The organism is Blochmannia endosymbiont of Colobopsis nipponica, assembly GCF_014857065.1.
In the GTDB taxonomy this organism is placed as follows: domain Bacteria; phylum Pseudomonadota; class Gammaproteobacteria; order Enterobacterales; family Enterobacteriaceae; genus Blochmanniella.
Genome location: NZ_CP046533.1, coordinates 469,563 through 487,875, shown reverse-complemented (window position 1 = coordinate 487,875; position 18,313 = coordinate 469,563). Strand labels below are relative to the sequence as shown.

Genomic DNA, 18,313 nt, shown 5'->3' with positions numbered 1-18,313 from the left:
AATGTTAGACAGGAACATTTTTATAGTCAGCACTAAGAGTTCTATAAATCTCTACTCCCGTAATTTCAAAATTAAGTTTATAGTTTAATTAAGTTCTGTCTGCTTTATTTTGTGTTTAAGCATTAAAGTTTTCTTGGATTCTTGTAGGCTTGAGTGGATTTGAACCACCGACCTCACCCTTATCAGGGGTGTGCTCTAACCAACTGAGCTACAAGCCTTCAGTGAGGATTTATAATCTGAAAATAAGTGTGTGAAAGTTCATTAGATAATTTATTTTCTTGGATTTTTTTTCCTCTATTCGACCATTTGAGCTCCATCTTTATCAGTGATCGTGACTGTTGTTATCTCTTCGTCATAATACAATAACAAATAAATAACATAAGGCAATAGGAGTTAGTAAAAATCTTAAATATATTCTGTGAACAGCGATGGGAAGTTCAGCATAGTTACTGTTTAGTATCTGTAATCACTGTGATTGTGTCAGACGTTCCTGGTAATTTTAGAAAAGTTGTTGTGATTTCGTCACATGATTTTTAGTTAAAAGCTCGATTATTTTGCGTGTTCGAAAAAGTTATTCACAAAAGTTATTCACAAAAAAGTCCGTCTTAATAATAAGTCTTTAATGTTTCTAAAGAAAGAACATAATTATATCCATGTACGGGACTATACAGATTCAATACATACTATGGTAACTACAGGTGAATCTGCCAGTTGTTTGTTAATGTAATTACAGTAAACTCTGTCATGCCTGTTATGTGACTGCTTGATCGTTGTTATCGCATTTAAAACCGGTTGTGAAATACATTGTTATTCACATGTTACTCAGCATTTATTATCATTTCAATTTTGACAGTAGCCTTAGTTCATAACACTTGTGAGTTTGTGTTTTTGATTCGTTAAGTAGTTTTGTGGTTGACAGACGCAGAAATATATTTCTAAAATTGCTTGTGGTCCAGATGTTTATATGATATAAATCCCCTGTGTGTGTTTCGGGTTCTGTTGTTCTTAGAGTGTGAGATGTGTTTGTTTATTTAGTTTGGTCTTGCAGATCGATTAGTTGTTATGCTGAAGTAGAGTTTATATGAGCGACGGGGATTAGGGTATCGTCTTTTATTTTAAGTTTTGGGTGTTCTGTTATGTCTTTTTCTAAGATTTTTGATGTAATTGTCATTGGTGGTGGCCATGCAGGTACGGAAGCAGCTTTGGCGTCATCAAGGATGGGGTGTATCACTCTGTTGCTGACTCATAATATTGATACATTAGGTCAGATGTCCTGCAATCCAGCTATAGGAGGTGTAGGAAAGGGGCATTTGGTTAAAGAAATTGATGCGATGGGTGGTGTAATGGCAGAAGCAATAGATCGTTCTGGCATTCAGTTCAGGTTATTAAATTCCAGTAAGGGTATTGCGGTAAGGTCTACTCGAGCTCAAGCAGATAAAATACTTTACCGACAATTTATTAGACATTCTCTTGAAAACCAAGTCAATTTGCTAATAATACAGCAATCGGTAAGAGATTTGATTTTGAGAAGTGGTAAAGTTATTGGGGTGATTGGTTCTCAATCTGATTCTAAATTTCATGCTAAGACAGTGGTGTTGACGACGGGTACTTTCTTAAACGGTATGATTCATATCGGTGGTAGCAGTTATTATGGAGGTAGAATTGCCGATTCTTCATCAATTTCTTTATCAGAAAAATTAAAAAAAATGATGTTTCGTGTTAGTAGATTAAAAACGGGAACTTCTCCTCGTCTTGATGTTCGTAGTATTGATTTTAATGGCTTGGATAAACAAGATAGTGATCGACCCTTACCTGTTTTTTCTTTCATGGGGGCTTATGATCAACATCCCAAACAGATACCGTGTTTTGTCACATATACTAATAGTCAGACACATGAAATTGTTGGAAACAATATTCACCATAGTCCTACGTATTCGGGGAAAATTAAAGGCTTAGGACCTCGATATTGTCCATCGCTAGAAGATAAGGTAGTGCGCTATCCTGATCGAAATTCTCATCGTGTTTTTTTAGAGCCTGAGGGATTAACTACCAATGAAGTATATCTCAATGGCGTTTCTACTAGTTTACCTTTTGGTGTGCAAATAAATCTTGTGAGGTCTATAAAAGGTTTACATAATGCTCACATTGTGCGTCCTGGCTACGCTGTTGAATATGATTTTTTTGATCCTCGTGATTTACATTTAACACTTGAAAGCAAATTTATTAAAGGTTTGTTTTTTGCCGGTCAAATTAATGGTACTACCGGTTACGAAGAAGCAGCAGCTCAAGGTTTGCTTGCTGGAATTAATGCTGGTTTATTATCTAAGGATCAGGATTGTTGGATACCTAGACGAGATCAAGCGTATATTGGAGTACTTGTGGATGATTTGTGCACGCAAGGCACGAAAGAGCCTTATCGTATGTTTACTTCTCGCGCTGAATACAGGTTATTATTGCGTGAAGATAACGCTGATCTTAGGTTAACGGAGATTGGAAGAAAATTAGGGCTAATAAATGATGTGCGATGGGAACGATTCTGTAATAAAAGGGAGCGTATAAAATTGGAAATGCAACGTTTGAAAAACATTTTTGTAAAACCAAATTCTAACAATGCGGATGTTGTCTCTTTGAATAAAATGCTGCTTACTCCTTTATTAAAAGAAGCTAATGGAGAAGAGTTACTACGTCGTTCGGAAATGACTTATACAAAATTAACTGGATTGGATCTGTTTGCGCCTGCCGTATTAGATAACCAAGTTGCAGAAGAAATTGACATACAGATTAAGTATAAGGGTTATATTGATCGTCAAGACATGGAGGTTAAACGTCAAATACGTAATGAAAAGACGTTATTGCCAGATCATTTGGATTTTAATGCTATCCCCGGTTTATCTAGAGAAGTAACAGATAAACTAAATTATTATAAACCTACTTCAATTGGCCAAGCTTCTAAAATTTCTGGAATAACTCCGGCAGCTATTTCTATTTTATTGGTTTGGTTAAAGAAAATGCAACTCTTGGCAAATTAGATACTTTTATTTTGATTTTACTGGATTTTTGTTTTAGTGTTATTATTTTCGAGATTTTAACATTATACTTTCATAAGTCTTATTGGTGTGTAATAATGGCTATTTGGATGTTTTCTTTATGTTGATTTATTAACGAGGTTTCGTTGTACATTAGAGCTAAAGATTTTTAGTTTAAGGTAAATGTACTTTTATTCGTGGTTTTTGCGGTGATGTTTTTTGTTATTTTATTTTCCGTGCATACCGGTTATTTATGTATTGGTTTTTTTGTTAAGTCAGGTAATTATGTTATGTTGGTACAGGAATATATTAGGCACCATCTAAGAAATTTTCAATTGGATGTCTGTAATTTTAACGTTGTGCACTCTAATCATAATACTTCTTTTTGGATATTGAATGTTGACTCAATGTTTATTTCATTTTTATTGGGATCATTTTTTTTACTGTTTTTTCGTTATGTATCTAAAATAGCTACAAGCGGTGTACCTGGTAAATTGCAAGCTTTTATTGAGTTGATAGTTGATTTTATTTGTTCCAACATAAGGGAGATATTTGGTGATGTTAATAAATTAATACCTCCACTAGCAATAACGATTTTTGTGTGGGTATTTTTGATGAATTTAATGGATTTATTCCCAATTGATTTTTTACCTTGTGTCGCGCGGGGGTTTTTTGGAATTCAAACATTGCGTGTAGTTCCTTCAACTGATATTAATGTTACTTTCGCTATGTCATTAGGGGTTTTGTTTCTAGTTCTTTACTACCATGTAGCAACTAAAGGTTTGATAGGTTTTTTAAAGGATTTGACCCTATATCCTTTTAATCATCCGTTATTTATTCCTATTAACCTCGTGCTTGAGATTATTAATTTGCTATCAAAACCGTTATCTTTAGCTCTTAGATTATTTGGCAACATGTATGCAGGAGAATTAATTTTTATTTTGATTTCTGGATTATTGCCGTGGTGGATTCAGTGGATTTTGAGCGTTCCTTGGGCTATCTTTCACATTTTAGTTATTTGTTTACAATCTTTTATTTTTATGGTATTGACAGTTATTTATTTATCTATGGCATGTAGACAACAGCATTGACCGAATGTTAAATAATCAGGATTTTTTATAAAAATTTTGGTTTTTGTAAGGAGAAAGGATGTGGAAAATTTAAATTTGGATTTATTATACATGGCAGCAGCTGTAATGATGGGTTTAGCAGCTATTGGTGCTGCAATTGGTATTGGAATTTTAGGTGGTAAATTTTTGGAATGTGCTGCTCGCCAACCTGATTTGATTACTTTATTGCGTACTCAATTTTTCATTGTAATGGGGTTAGTTGATGCAATACCAATGATTTCTGTTGGTTTAGGTTTATATATAATGTTTGCGACAAAATAATTAGGAGTTTAATACTGTGAGTTTAAATTTAACAATATTTGGTCAGGCTATTGCTTTTGTTTTCTTTGTTGTTTGTTGTATGAAATTTATATGGCCTCAATTGATTACTATTATTGAAGAACGTCAAAAAAAAATCGCTGATGATATAGCTTCTGCTAAAGTTCTTAAAGAAAAATCTAACTTGATGAAAATTGAAGCAGATCAATATTTGCAACAGGCGCAGGTTAAAGCTAAAAGTATGATAGAGCAAGCTAATAGATTTAAAGTAAGAATATTAAATGAAGCTCGAAATCAAGCTCAAGATGAACGTAACAAAATTTTATTACACGCTAAGAGAGATATCCAAGTAGAACGTAGGCGTGCGTACGAAGAGTTACGTCAACAATTGGCTTCTTTAATTGTTAATGGTGCAAAACAAGTCATCGAGTGTTCGATAGATCAGGATACTAACAATAGTATAATAGATGCAGTGATAAGTAAACTATGAGGGATAATATAATTGTAAATTCATCTACCATAGCGCGTCCTTATGCTGTTGCCGCGTTTAATTTTGCAGTTGAGCAACAAAAAGTGCCAGATTGGCAGTCCATGCTTCTTATAGCTTCAAATATAAGCAAAAATGAAAAAATGTTGAAGATATTTTCTTCTAACCGTTTTACTTCGACTCAGTTATTGAATATATTTATTGATGTATGTGGAAAGTCATTAGATCATTTTGTTAGAAATTTTATTAGAATTATGGCAAAAAATTCTAGGTTGCTTGTTTTGCCTGAAGTTGTGAAACAATTTATTAATCTTCGTACCGTGCAAGAAAATTTCATGGACGTTGAAGTAATCTCTCCTTACTTGCTAACTGATCTTCAGTTATCGAAAATTACTGAGATTATAGAGAAAAAAGTATCAAAGAAAATAAAACTAATCTGTAAAGTTGAGCCATTAATTGTTGCTGGGCTTATTATTCGCATGAATAATACTGTATTAGATAGCAGTTTGCAAAGACGTCTTGAACATCTCAAAAATATTTTACAATTTTAATGATGAGGATTGTAGAACAATGGAATTGAAAGCTACTGAAATTAGTGAATTAATTAAAAGAAGAATAGCCAGTTTTGATTTTATAAGTGAAGTGAAGAATGAGGGTGAAATTATTTCAATTAGCGATGGGGTGATTCATATTTATGGATTAGATGATGCAATGCAAGGCGAAATGATTGCTTTACCTGAAGAAAAGTTTGCTGTTGTATTTAATTTAGAACGTGATTCTGTTGGTGCAGTGGTTCTGGGTTCTCATACAGGTTTATTAGAAGGTACCAAAGTGAGATGTACAGGTAAGGTTTTATCTGTTCCAGTAGGCTACGGTTTGTTAGGTCGTGTCATTAATACATTAGGAATACCTATAGATGGGAAGGGACCATTAAATTATGATTCTTGGTCTTGTGTTGAAAAAAATGCACCAAATGTTATAGAACGTCAATCTGTTTCTGAACCGATACAAACTGGTTATAAATCTGTTGATGCTATGATTCCTATAGGTCGCGGTCAACGCGAATTAATTATAGGTGACCGTCAGACAGGTAAATCTACGTTGGCTATAGATACTATACTTAATCAACGTAATAGTGGAGTGAAATGTATTTATGTTGCTATTGGTCAAAAACTTTCTACTGTAACTAAAATTGTGAATGTATTAGAAGAATTAGATGCGTTGTCAAATACTATCGTAGTAGTGGCTTCAGCAGGAGAAACTGCTGCATTGCAATATTTATCTCCATATTCTGGATGTGCGATGGGTGAGTATTTCAGGGATCGCGGTGAAGATGCTTTGATTGTTTATGATGATCTTTCCAAACAAGCTGTAGCATATCGTCAGATATCTTTGTTATTAAAACGTCCACCGGGACGTGAAGCTTATCCTGGTGATATTTTTTATTTACATTCTCGTTTATTAGAACGAGCAGCAAGGGTTAATTCCAATTTTGTTGAATTTTGTAGCAACGGGAAAATTAAAGGAAAAACTGGGTCTTTAACTGCATTGCCTATTATTGAAACTCAAGCTGGTGATATATCTGCTTTTGTTCCAACTAATGTTATTTCTATTACAGATGGTCAAATTTTTTTAGAGTCTAATTTATTTAATGCTGGTATTCGTCCTGCAGTTAATCCAGGTATTTCTGTGTCTAGAGTAGGTGGTGCTGCACAAACTGATATTATAAAACAGTTATCTGGTGGTATTCGTACATCTTTAGCTCAATATCGTGAGTTAGAAGCATTTTCTCAATTTGCATCTGAATTGGATGAAAATACGTTTAAACAATTAAGACATGGGCAAAAAATTATTGAATTATTAAAACAAAAACAATACGCACCAATGTCTATTGCGCAGCAAGCTTTATTGCTATTTGCAGTTGTACATGGTTATTTAGAAGATGTAGATCTTCATAAGATCAATACTTTTGAAAGTACATTAATGACTTACATATCGTGTGAACAATTAGAAATTATGAAATACGTTAATGAAACTGGGATTTATGATGACATTGTGAAAGGTGAATTTAAAAATATTCTTGATAAATTTAAGATTAATAATTTATGGTAATTTATGTTTGTTAGATGGTTCATTGATGATAAATATTGCATATATTTGGAAATAGAATAAATGTTTAGTATTAAAGAAATACGTAATAAAATTAATAGTATTAATAAAATACAAAAAATTACTAAAGCAATGGAAATGATTTCATTTTCAAAAATGCGTAAGATTTATCAGGTTTTTTTATCTGTTGATCCTTATATTAAAATTATGCAGAAAGTTATAGAGCATATTTTGTTGGGTAGTTTAGAATATAAACATTCTTATATAGTTGAACGTAATATTGTTCGTATTGGATATTTAGTAGTTTCTACAGATCGAGGTTTAGTTGGTAGTTTGAATACTAATTTGTTTAAAAATTTATTGATAGATATGAAAAAATGGAGTGATAAGGGAATAGATAGTAGTTTTTTCTTAATTGGTAATCAGGCAATTTCTTTTTTAAATTTTTTAAATAAGAAAGTTATTACTAAAATTGCTGGATTAGGAGACAATCCTACATTGTCTATTTTAATTGGTATAACAACAATTATATTTCAGTTATATGAAGAGCATTACTTAGATAAGTTATTTATTATTAGTAATAAATTTACTAATATTTTATTTCAAAAACCACAAATATTACAGATTTTGCCTATTTTACCTTTAAAAAATGTAATTTCAACGCATAGAAAAAAATGGGATTATATATATGAACCTAATGATCCTAAGCTATTATTAAATATTTTGTTAAAACGTTATATAGAATCTGAAATATATCAAAAAGTCGTTGAAAATTTAGTTTGTGAGCAAGCTGCTAGAATGATGGCAATGAAAGGAGCTTCAGATAATGGTAGCGCTCTTATTAAAGATTTAAAAATTATCTATAATAAAGTAAGACAGGATAGTATTACTCAAGAGCTTTCTGAAATAATTTCAGGTAATTTTGCAACTTAATTCATAAAGATTAATTATTTGAGAGGAGTACTTAAATAATGTCTAAGGGAACAATTATTCAGGTAATGGACGCTGTTGTTGATGTATCTTTTCCACAAAATGCTGTGCCTAAAATATATAATGCACTTGAAGTAAAATTAGGTAATAATAAATTAATATTGGAAGTAGAACAGCAACTAGGTGGTGGAGTAGTACGTTGTGTTGCCATGGGAAGCTCAATAGGATTACGTCGAGGATTATATGTATTAGATCTTGATCATCCAATTAAAGTTCCCGTTGGTAAAGCAACTTTAGGACGCATCATGAACGTATTGGGTGAACCTATAGATTTGAAAGGTGAAATAAAAGGGGATGAAAGATGGTTAATTCATCGTTCACTTCCAACTTATGATGTGCTATCTAGATCTCAAGATCTTTTAGTCACAGGTATTAAGGTTATTGATTTGATATGTCCTTTCGCAAAAGGAGGTAAGGTAGGTTTGTTTGGAGGAGCTGGTGTTGGTAAAACTGTAAATATGATGGAACTTATTCGTAATGTTGCTGTTGTACATTCTGGTTATTCAGTTTTTGTAGGTGTTGGTGAACGCACTAGAGAAGGTAATGATTTTTATCATGAGATGATAAATTCTAATGTTATTGATAAAGTATCCTTAGTGTATGGTCAAATGAATGAACCACCTGGAAATAGATTTAGAGTAGCTTTGACTGGTTTAACTGTAGCGGAAAAATTTCGTGATGAAGGTTGTGATGTGTTGTTATTTATTGATAATATTTATCGTTATACTTTAGCTGGAACTGAAGTATCCGCTTTGTTAGGACGTATGCCTTCTGCGGTTGGTTATCAATCAACATTAGCAGAGGAGATGGGTATGTTACAGGAACGTATTGTTTCAACTAAAATTGGTTCCATTACTTCTATACAAGCTGTTTATGTTCCTGCAGATGATTTGACAGATCCATCTCCTGCTACCATTTTTTCTCATTTAGATGCAACAATTGTATTGAGTAGACAAATTGCTTCTCTCGGTATTTATCCGGCTATAGATCCACTGAGTTCTAGTAGTTGTCAATTAGATCCACTAGTAGTTGGTCAAGAGCATTATGAGGTTGCTCGTGGAGTGCAGTCTATTTTGCAACGTTATCATGAATTAAAGGATGTTATTGCCATTCTTGGCATGGATGAGTTATCTGAAGAGGACAAATTAATTGTATTTAGATCGCGTAAAATTCAACGTTTTTTATCACAACCATTTTTTGTAGCTGAAGTTTTTACTGGATTTTCTGGAAAATATGTTTCATTAGAAGATACGATTTGTGGTTTTAAAGGAATAATGGATGGTAAATATGACGATTTGCCAGAACAAGCATTTTATATGGTTGGATCTATAAAAGATGTAATAGAAAAGAGTAAAGTTTTGTAAATATAGAGAATTTATATTAATTAGATATCGTAAAATGATGCGATTATGTGTGGGTTTACTTTTAGTTTAAATATTATTAGTGCAGAAACAAAAATTTTTAGTGATATAGTAAGAAAAATTCGGATTACTGGTAGTGAAGGTGAAATGGGTATTTTACCAGGACATGCACCTTTGCTTGCTTTGCTGAAGTCTGGGATGGTGTGCGTCTCGCAGAAAAATGATGATAAGATGTTATATATATATATATCTGGAGGTATTTTAGAAGTACAACCTGATATAGTTACTGTATTAGCAGATACGGCTATTCGTGGCGAAGAACTTGATGAAAAAAGAGCTGTAGAATTGAAATGTGTAATGGAAGAAAAGATACGTAATTCTCATGGTAATATTGATTTTATTAAAGTTTCTATTGAATTATCGAGAGCCATTGCTCAGCTTCGAGTTATTGAATTGATGAAGAATAATATTATTAGATAGATATCTTATTAAGTTGATTTTTTATTCTTTAATTTAAAATTGGAAAGGATAAGGATTTATATCTTGAATAAAAAAGAATTTATTATTATCATCCTTGCTGCTGGCAAAGGGGTTCGGATGTGTTCTAAGATATCAAAAATAGTGTATAAAATTGGTGGTAAACCAATGATATGGCATGTAATAAACACAGCTGTAAAATTGAATTCTTCAGGTATTTATGTGGTACATAATTCAACTAATAAATCTATGATTATAAATAGTTTAGATCCAGAAATGATTTGTTCTATTCATTGGGTATTACAATCTGATCAATTTGGCACTGGACATGCAGTGCAGCAAGTTTTATCTTTATTAGATATTAATAAAAAAGTTTTGATCTTATACGCTGATTTACCTCTTATAACAACTCGAACTTTAAATAAATTGTTGTCTATTCAGTTAATAGATGATGGTATTTTATTATTGACGGCTAAATTAGTGAATCCCCAAGAATATGGACGTGTTGTACGTAATGATAGCGGTGAAGTTATAAAAATTGCGGAAAATGCGGACGTTGATAGACAGCTATTTGCACTTAAGGAAGTTTATTCTGGAATATTATTAGCAGATATTGTTCATTTAAAATATTGGTTAAGTAAAATAACTAATGACAATAAGCAAGGTGAATTCTATTTAACAGAAATTGTTGATATTGCTTATAGAAAAGGTTCTGTAATTAATACAGTTGAGCCAATGTGTATTAATGAGATAAAAGGAGTAAATAATAAATTGCAACTTGCAGAGGTAGAAAGATTGTATCAAAGACGGGAATCTGAGCGTTTATCTTTATCAGGAATTATTTTTTCTGATTTGGATAGGTTTGATTTACGTGGAGATTTGTTACATGGCCTAGATGTACAAATTGATAATAATGTAATTATTGAAGGTCAAGTTTCACTTGGAAATAGAGTGAAAGTAGGTTCTGGATGTATTTTAAAAAATGTAGTGGTAGGTGATGACGTAGTTATTTTGCCTTATACTATTATAGATGGCGTACAAATAAATAGTAATTGCACTATAGGTCCTTTTGCTAGATTACGACCTGGTTGTAAGTTGGGAAAATTATCAAAAATTGGTAATTTTGTTGAAATGAAAAATGTTTATTTGGGATATGGCGCTAAGGTAAATCATTTTAGTTATATTGGTGATACAGATATTGGCCTTATGATAAATATAGGTGCAGGTGCTGTCACTTGTAATTACGATGGTATTAGTAAGCATAAAACAATTATTGGTGATAATGTTTTTATAGGTTCTAATACCCAATTGGTAGCACCTATTACGATTGGTAATAGTGTAACTATTGGTGCTGGAACTACAGTAACTCAAAATGTACCTGATGGGAAAACTGTCGTTAGTCGTATTCGGCAATTTTTTATTAAAAACAGACGTAAATCTTAATTTGATTATAGACTGAAATATTTTACTTTTTATTTTTATTTTGCGTCGTTATAAACTTTAAAATTATTTCCCTATGCAGAATGTGGAAAAAATTTCGTCTAATAAGTCGTCGGAATGATATTCTCCTGTGATCTTTTTTAGTTCTTGATTTGCTTGAATTAGTTCTTCTGCTAGTAACTCTAGTTTTAAATTGTGTTGAAGATGTTTTTGAGCTTCTGAAAGGTGTTTTGATGCTTTATTTAATGAGTCCAAGTGTCTTCTTCTTGCCGTGAAATTATTTTCTTGATTATCTTGATTAAAGTTTTTTATATTGTTTTTTAAGTGTTTTCTCAGCATATTTATCCCATATCCGTATTTGATAGACAAGTTAATGACTGTGTATTTTTCGTTTTGTTCTATTTTTATTTTTTCTTTCGTTAGATCTATTTTGTTACGTATAATGGTTATATATTTATCATGACTTTTTATATTGAAATCTTTATTTAAATTTAGCCATAGTAGTTTCATAGTTTTAGATGAAATTTTAGTAGCATCAACCATGTATAATATATGATCTGCATTTTTAATTTCATATAGAGCTCGTTTGATACCTATGCGTTCAATTTTATTATTAGTTTTGTGTATTCCAGCAGTATCTATAATATGGAAGGGAATTCCATCTAAATAAATATATTCACGTATTATGTCACGTGTAGTTCCTGGTCTATTTGTGACTATGGCTGTGTCTCGTTCAGACAAGATATTTAATAAACTAGATTTGCCTACGTTTGGTTTTCCACTTATCACTACTTTTATTCCATCTCTCAATATGTTTCCTTGATATGCTTGTTTGTATGTTTGATTAATTTTATTTAAAATATTATTTAATTGATCTTGTATCTGATTATTGGATAGAATATTCAAATTATTATTTTCTTCTGAGAAATCTATGTCTGTTTCAATGAACATCCGTAATTTAGTTACCATTTTAATTATTTTTTTGATACAACTAGAAAATATACCTTGCAGAGAGTTAGCTGCTGATTTTACAGCTTGATGGGAATTGGCATTTATTAGATCAATTATAGCTTCTGCTTGAGTTAAATCTATTTTGTTATTTAAGAATGCTCTTTTAGAAAATTCGCCAGGTTGAGCTATTCTTATTTCTGGTATTTTTTTCAAAATATTTTGTACTATAAGATCCAATATTATTGGACCTCCATGTCCATGAATTTCTAAAATATTTTCGCCTGTAAAGGAATTCGGAGCAGGGAAAAATATGCAAATTACTTTATCTAAAATTTTATCGTGATTATCTCGAAACGATAAAAGTTCAGCTCGACGAGGATTTAGTATTTTCCCAAAAAAGATATAAGAAACTTTTGAAGATAATTCTCCAGAAATCCGAATAATACCTATTCCTCCATGCCCTGGCGGTGTAGCAATAGCTATTATAGTTTCATTATTAAATTTCATATGTATATCAAATTTTAATTTTGATAGATTTACACCAATTTAGTACGTATGTTACATATATTAATAGTTATTAGTTATATTATTTTAATATTAGGGATTTTCTTTTCAGTTCATTATTAATTATTTTTTGTTGTATTATAGTAATCATATTACTTATAACATAATATAGGACTAATCCAGAGGGAAACCAAAGAAAAAATATAGTGAATATTATCAGCATGTAATTCATTATTTTTTGTTGTATTGGATCTGTCATAGTTGTAGGTGATGTTTTTTGTATAAGAAACATAGTAGCTCCCATTACAATAGGTAGTATATAATAAGGGTCTTGAGAGGATAAATCATGTATCCAAAAGATAAATTTTGCATGGCGTAGCTCTACTGAACCTGAGAGCATATAATATAAAGCTAAAAAAATGGGCATTTGAATTAATAAAGGTAAACATCCTCCGAGGGGGTTTACTTTTTCTTTTTTATACAATGAAATCATTTCTTGATGGAATCGTTGTTTATTGTTTTTAAACTGTTTTTGTATTGACATTAATTTTGGTTGTAAAATGCGCATTTTAGCCATTGATGTGTATTGAGATTTAGTTAAAGGATACATAATAATTCGTATAATTAAGGTAATAATAACAATAGAAATACCCCAATTGCCGACGTAATCGTGAATAAATTGTAATAATTTAAATAAAGGTTGTGAGATAAACCATAACCAACCATAATCAATAGTAAGTTCTAGATGATGATTTACAAATGCCATTTTTTCTTGTATTTTAGGTCCAACCCATAATGTGGTTCTTAATGTTTTTTGTTGTTGAGGTTTTATTTCAAATTTTGATGATGTAAATCCTATTATTGCTTTATCATCTAAATATTTAGTATAGAAGATATTATTTTTTGTATAGGGTAACATTGCCACAATAAAATATTGTTGTAGTATAGCAACCCATCCTTCTTCTTCTTTTGTTTCTATATATAGATTTTTATTTTTCATTTCTTTGAAGCTATATTTTTTGTATTTATTTTTGTTCAAATAATAAGCTGCTCCACGATATGTAGACAAAAAGAAGTTCCTGTTTTCATCATATTCTTTTGGACATTTAATTGATTGAGTTAATTTTCCGGATAGATTTGTTTTTAATAATTTTTTTGTTGTATTATTTATATTGTAGTTGATTTGTATTGCGTAAGATCCACGTTTTAGGATGTAAATTTTAGTATAGATAACTCCATCTTGATCAATGTAGTACAATGGTAATTGAAGTTCTTCTTGATTATCATCTAATACATAATCGTCCTTATTCTGGATCGTCTTATAGACGATTGGTTTTTTTGTTATTTCCATCCAATTTTCATCAGTTACGTTATTAACAATAATTTCGTTTTGATAAACATATTCTTTAGATGTTGTTAATAAAGTAAATGGTTTTTTTGTATTTAGCGTTTCTAAATAATTGAGAAGGTAAGCGTTTTCTATATTGCCACCTCTAGTATTTATTTCTAATGACAGTACATCATTTCTCAATTTAATGATTTTATTTGTTTGGTTATTATCTGTTTGACCAGTGAATTGTTCTTGGCTAATATTGTTATTGGTTGTATGATCTATGCTTTCATTGTTGTATTTTAAATTGTGTTCTGTTTGCCATGTTTGCCACATGATAAAAGTTACAGTTAATAGAGCAATGATAAAAAAATTTCGTTGATAATCCATTTTTAGGTGCTCTCTGATTATTTAGATCACTGAAAAATTTTGTTAATAATGTATTTATAAACATTATAATTTATAGGGATGACATTTTAATATTCTATTTAAAATTAGCCAACAACCCTTAAATATACCAAATTTTTTTATAACTTCAATTCCATATTGAGAACATGTAGGATGAAATCGACAACAAGGTTTAAGAAATGGACTTATTGTCATTTGATAGATATGAATTAAAATTGTTAATAATTTTGAAATTAATGATAAGATTTCCATATATTTTGTAATTCTTTTGCTAGTGTGTTTTGATTTATATCGTTGATAATATTTTTTTGGACAATGATTATAAAATCCATATTTGGAAGCTTATGTTGGTAAATACGAAAACTTTCTCTTATTATTCGCTTAATGTAGTTACGTTTATTAGCTTGTTTAACTTGTTTTTTAGCAACTATTAAACCAATACGAGGGTGTCTTAAGGAATTAAAGCAACTTAGTGTGACAATGTTTTTTGTTTGATTTTTTGCTGATTTTTTAAATACAAAAAGATAATCTTTATAAGTTAATAATCGTGATCTTTTAGGAAAAAAAAATTTTTTCATTAATACAAAAATTTATTACTGTTATTGTGATTGTACTGTGTTGTTCATTAAGAGCAAGTAGTTAGTTTTAAACGACCTTTGGCGCGACGCCTTAATATTACGTGTTGTCCATTTTTTGTTGACATTCGTACTCGAAATCCATGTTTACGGTGTTTTCTTAATTTAGAAGGTTGAAAAGTACGTTTCATTATTTTAGCCTTGAATAATATAGTTGCAATTAATTTTTGTTGTAATTTGTTGATTTGAATTTTAGTATAGATACTTCTATCTTTTGTTTAGCTGCTGCATGTAAAATTTAATTTTTTAGATATTACAATGGTATATATGCAAAATGCAATAATTTTCTAAATATCAGTTGCTTTTAGTAAAGTATTCAAAACTTGACTACTATTCTGATACTATAAATTTATATTTGTTACAACAATGTCACTATCTTAATTTCTTAATAAGGTTTTTTACTCGTACAACGAAAAGGAATTCCATAAAACATATTAATTTAGTTGTTATTGTGGATGAAATAGTCAAGATGTGTATACAATAAGAGCCTTTCTTATTATTCTTTTGTATTTTATAATCATATTCTGATCGTATTATCGTTAAGTTGTTTTGTTTATAATTAATTATTAGAATTAATATTATGTAATTTTAATTTATTTTGATTCAATTTGGAGTTTAATTGTGTCACTTTCACTTTGGCAGCAGTGTCTTGTTCGATTGCAAAATGAATTGACTAGTATGGAATTTAGTATATGGATTCGTCCGTTACAGGCAGAATTAAGGAATAATACTTTAGCAATTTATGCTCCTAATTGTTTTGTATTAGATTGGGTTCAAGATAAATATTTGAACAATATTAATGGCATATTAAATGATTTTTGTGGTAGTGATGTTCCATTGTTACGTTTTGAAGTGGGTAGCAAGCCTCCACATATTTCAAGATTATATACGACGCATGATTATCCATTAAACAATAATGAGACATCTAATTTTATATCATCATCTTCTATTGGAGGGTATTCTGATTTTTGGAGTTGGAACAAATGTATATTTAGTTCAGGTTTATTACATAAATCTAAAATAAATTCTAAACATAATTTTAACAATTTTATTGAAGGAAAATCAAATAAATTTGCTAGAGCAGCGGCAAGTCAAATAGTTGATAATTTAAATAATACTTTTTATAATCCATTATTTTTATATGGGAATACGGGTTTGGGTAAGACACATCTTTTACATGCAGTAGGTAATGGTATTGTAATGAAAAAAAATGGTACCAGGGTAGTATATGTAAGCTCTGAATGTTTTGTGCAGGATATGGTTAAAGCATTACAAAATAATAGAATTGAAAAATTTAAAACATATTATCGTTCTATAGATGTTTTTCTTATTGATGATATCCAGTTTTTAGCATATAAAGAAAGATCTCAAGAGGAATTTTTTCATATTTTTAATTATTTATTAGAAGGTAAAAAGCAGGTTATTTTAACTTCTGATCGTTATCCAAAAGAAATAGATGGTATTAAAGATAGATTAAAATCACGTTTTGAATGGGGATTAACAATAGCTATTGATCCTCCAGAATCAGAAACATGCGCTGCTATTTTGATAAAAAAAGCCCAAGAATACAATATTTTTCTTCCAGAAGATGTAGCGTTTTTTATTGCTAAACACTGGAAATCTAATATTCGTGAATTGGAGGGCGTATTAAATCGTGTTATTGCTAATGCTAATTTTATTGGTTGTTCTATTACATTAGATTTTGTTCGTGAAGTTTTGAAGGATTTGTTAATCTTACGAAAAAAGGTTATCGCCATTAATCATATTCAGAAAGTTGTTGCTGCGTACTACAAAATTAAAGTTATTGATTTGTTGTCTAAATATAGGTCTCGTTCAGTAGTTAGGCCTAGACAAATCGCTATGGTTTTATCTAAAAAATTGAGTCATTGTAGCTTATCTGAGATAGGTGACGCTTTTGGAGGTAGAGATCATACTACAGTGTTATATGCTTGTAAGGTTATTAATGCACTGTGTGAAAAAGATATTAGCCTTAATAAAGACTTTGATATTTTATTCAAAATGTTATCCTTATAATTATGTACTGTACTATTGACAGGAATATTCTACTTAGGTCGTTGCAATATATAGTTAATATATTAAAGGGACGCATGACGTTGCCTATTCTAAATAATATATTATTGGAAATAAAGAATGATCGTCTTTATTTAATTAGTACAGATTTAGAAGTGGAGATGATAGCTATTATAAATTTAAGTTCTGAGTCTCAATCTGGTCTTATTGCAGTTGCTGGTAGAAAATTATTTGATATTTGTCGTGCTTTACCTGAAAGAGTTAATATTTTTTTGCATTTACAACAAGATAGGTTATTGATCCGTTCTGAGCATAGTAGTTTCTTACTTTCTACGATTCGAGGATCGGATTTTCCTAATTTAGAAAATTATGATTATGAAGTAGAATGTATTATACAAAAACAAATGTTAAAAAAATTAATTGAATCTACTTATTTTTCTATGTCAAATCAAGATGTTCGTTATTGTTTAAATGGTATGCTTTTTGAAATTTTTGAAAAAAAGATACGTACGGTAGCTACAGATGGTCATCGTTTAGCACTTTGTACTATTCCAATTGATGCATTATTTACATCTTTTTATTCAATAATTATACCTCGTAAAGGGGTATTTGAAATATTGCGTATGCTTGGTAATAAAGAAAATCAAGTAAAATTGCAAATCAGTAATCATAGTATTCGTGTAGGATTAAGTAATTATATTTTAACTTCTAAATTAATTGATGTTTCATTTCCAGATTACCATTGTGTGTTTCCTGAAGAACCTTTTAATATTTTCGAGGTGGAACGCAAAATATTGCAGGAAGCTTGTACCAGAATTGCCATTCTTTCTAATGAAAGATTTCATGGGATCAGATTGTTTTTAAGTCTTAATAAATTAAAAATTACTGCTAATAACTCTATATATGAAGAAGCGGAAGAAACTATAGATGTTGTATATCAAAATGATGAAATAGAGATAGGATTTAATGTTAATTATTTACTTGATGTACTTAATATTATTAAATCTCAAAACGTCAAGTTTTTTATAAAAGATGAATTATCTAGTGTCAAGATTGAATCTTGTTCTGATAAAACTTGCATTTATTTTATTATGCCAATGAAGTTGTGATAATAGAATATTTTCTATTTTAGATATTGGTTATTTGGTTTATCAGGTGTATTAACTAACAAGGATA

At 30.2% G+C, this 18,313-nt stretch carries 17 protein-coding genes and 1 tRNA gene; 12 read left to right on the top strand and 6 right to left on the bottom strand.

The annotated features are described in order from the left end of the window. Positions 1-144: 144 nt before the first annotated feature. Positions 145-218, bottom strand: a tRNA-Ile gene (locus GN160_RS02225). A gap of 918 nt (positions 219-1,136) precedes the next feature. Between GN160_RS02225 and mnmG the strand changes: the two genes are divergently transcribed. The 10 genes from mnmG to glmU all read left to right on the top strand — a co-directional run bounded on the left by mnmG (position 1,137) and on the right by glmU (position 11,281). After that, entirely contained in the window at positions 1,137-3,029 is a 1,893-nt protein-coding gene (mnmG, locus tag GN160_RS02220; protein ID WP_192380042.1) for a tRNA uridine-5-carboxymethylaminomethyl(34) synthesis enzyme MnmG, read from the top strand. Positions 3,030-3,316: 287 nt separating this feature from the next. Continuing rightward, a complete protein-coding gene (gene atpB, locus GN160_RS02215) occupies positions 3,317-4,117 on the top strand; it encodes a F0F1 ATP synthase subunit A (RefSeq protein ID WP_192380879.1) in 801 nt (266 codons plus the stop codon). Between the two features lie 60 nt (positions 4,118-4,177). Next, on the top strand, positions 4,178-4,417 hold the full coding sequence (atpE, locus tag GN160_RS02210; RefSeq protein WP_192380040.1) for a F0F1 ATP synthase subunit C: 240 nt from the start codon (positions 4,178-4,180) through the stop codon (positions 4,415-4,417). 16 nt (positions 4,418-4,433) lie between these two features. Further along, on the top strand, positions 4,434-4,904 hold the full coding sequence (locus GN160_RS02205; protein ID WP_192380038.1) for a F0F1 ATP synthase subunit B: 471 nt from the start codon (positions 4,434-4,436) through the stop codon (positions 4,902-4,904). Continuing rightward, positions 4,901-5,452 (top strand): F0F1 ATP synthase subunit delta, encoded by a 552-nt coding sequence (locus GN160_RS02200; RefSeq protein ID WP_192380036.1) that lies wholly within the window; start codon positions 4,901-4,903, stop codon positions 5,450-5,452. Before GN160_RS02205 ends, GN160_RS02200 begins: the two co-directional genes overlap by 4 nt. Positions 5,453-5,471: 19 nt before the next feature. After that, positions 5,472-7,013 (top strand): F0F1 ATP synthase subunit alpha, encoded by a 1,542-nt coding sequence (gene atpA / locus GN160_RS02195; protein WP_192380034.1) that lies wholly within the window; start codon positions 5,472-5,474, stop codon positions 7,011-7,013. 60 nt (positions 7,014-7,073) lie between these two features. Further along, a complete protein-coding gene (gene atpG / locus GN160_RS02190; RefSeq protein WP_192380032.1) occupies positions 7,074-7,943 on the top strand; it encodes a F0F1 ATP synthase subunit gamma in 870 nt (289 codons plus the stop codon). Between the two features lie 38 nt (positions 7,944-7,981). Next, positions 7,982-9,364 carry a F0F1 ATP synthase subunit beta gene (gene atpD / locus GN160_RS02185; RefSeq protein WP_192380031.1) on the top strand — a complete coding sequence of 461 codons (1,383 nt, stop codon included), beginning with the start codon at positions 7,982-7,984 and terminating at the stop codon, positions 9,362-9,364. Positions 9,365-9,409: 45 nt separating this feature from the next. After that, positions 9,410-9,841, top strand: a complete 432-nt coding sequence (locus tag GN160_RS02180) for a F0F1 ATP synthase subunit epsilon (RefSeq protein ID WP_192380029.1) — start codon at positions 9,410-9,412, stop codon at positions 9,839-9,841. Between the two features lie 63 nt (positions 9,842-9,904). Then, entirely contained in the window at positions 9,905-11,281 is a 1,377-nt protein-coding gene (gene glmU / locus GN160_RS02175; protein ID WP_225624837.1) for a bifunctional UDP-N-acetylglucosamine diphosphorylase/glucosamine-1-phosphate N-acetyltransferase GlmU, read from the top strand. 63 nt (positions 11,282-11,344) lie between these two features. Here the strand turns inward: glmU and mnmE are convergent, their stop codons facing one another. The 5 genes from mnmE to rpmH form a co-directional block, all read right to left on the bottom strand. Beyond that, on the bottom strand, positions 11,345-12,736 hold the full coding sequence (mnmE, locus tag GN160_RS02170; protein WP_192380028.1) for a tRNA uridine-5-carboxymethylaminomethyl(34) synthesis GTPase MnmE: 1,392 nt from the start codon (positions 12,734-12,736) through the stop codon (positions 11,345-11,347). A gap of 79 nt (positions 12,737-12,815) precedes the next feature. Then, complete coding sequence (gene yidC, locus GN160_RS02165) at positions 12,816-14,453, bottom strand: membrane protein insertase YidC (protein ID WP_192380026.1); 1,638 nt, start codon at positions 14,451-14,453, stop codon at positions 12,816-12,818. A 63-nt stretch (positions 14,454-14,516) separates the two neighbouring features. Then, on the bottom strand, positions 14,517-14,723 hold the full coding sequence (yidD, locus tag GN160_RS02160) for a membrane protein insertion efficiency factor YidD (RefSeq protein ID WP_192380024.1): 207 nt from the start codon (positions 14,721-14,723) through the stop codon (positions 14,517-14,519). Continuing rightward, positions 14,705-15,049 (bottom strand): ribonuclease P protein component, encoded by a 345-nt coding sequence (rnpA, locus tag GN160_RS02155; RefSeq protein WP_192380022.1) that lies wholly within the window; start codon positions 15,047-15,049, stop codon positions 14,705-14,707. Before rnpA ends, yidD begins: the two co-directional genes overlap by 19 nt. 47 nt (positions 15,050-15,096) lie before the next feature. Then, positions 15,097-15,237, bottom strand: coding sequence for a 50S ribosomal protein L34 (rpmH, locus tag GN160_RS02150; protein ID WP_192380020.1), 141 nt, complete (start codon positions 15,235-15,237; stop codon positions 15,097-15,099). A 490-nt stretch (positions 15,238-15,727) separates the two neighbouring features. Between rpmH and dnaA the strand changes: the two genes are divergently transcribed. Both dnaA and dnaN read left to right on the top strand, forming a co-directional pair. Next, positions 15,728-17,140 (top strand): chromosomal replication initiator protein DnaA, encoded by a 1,413-nt coding sequence (gene dnaA / locus GN160_RS02145; RefSeq protein WP_192380019.1) that lies wholly within the window; start codon positions 15,728-15,730, stop codon positions 17,138-17,140. Between the two features lie 2 nt (positions 17,141-17,142). Then, on the top strand, positions 17,143-18,246 hold the full coding sequence (gene dnaN / locus GN160_RS02140) for a DNA polymerase III subunit beta (RefSeq protein ID WP_192380017.1): 1,104 nt from the start codon (positions 17,143-17,145) through the stop codon (positions 18,244-18,246). Positions 18,247-18,313 lie beyond the last annotated feature (67 nt).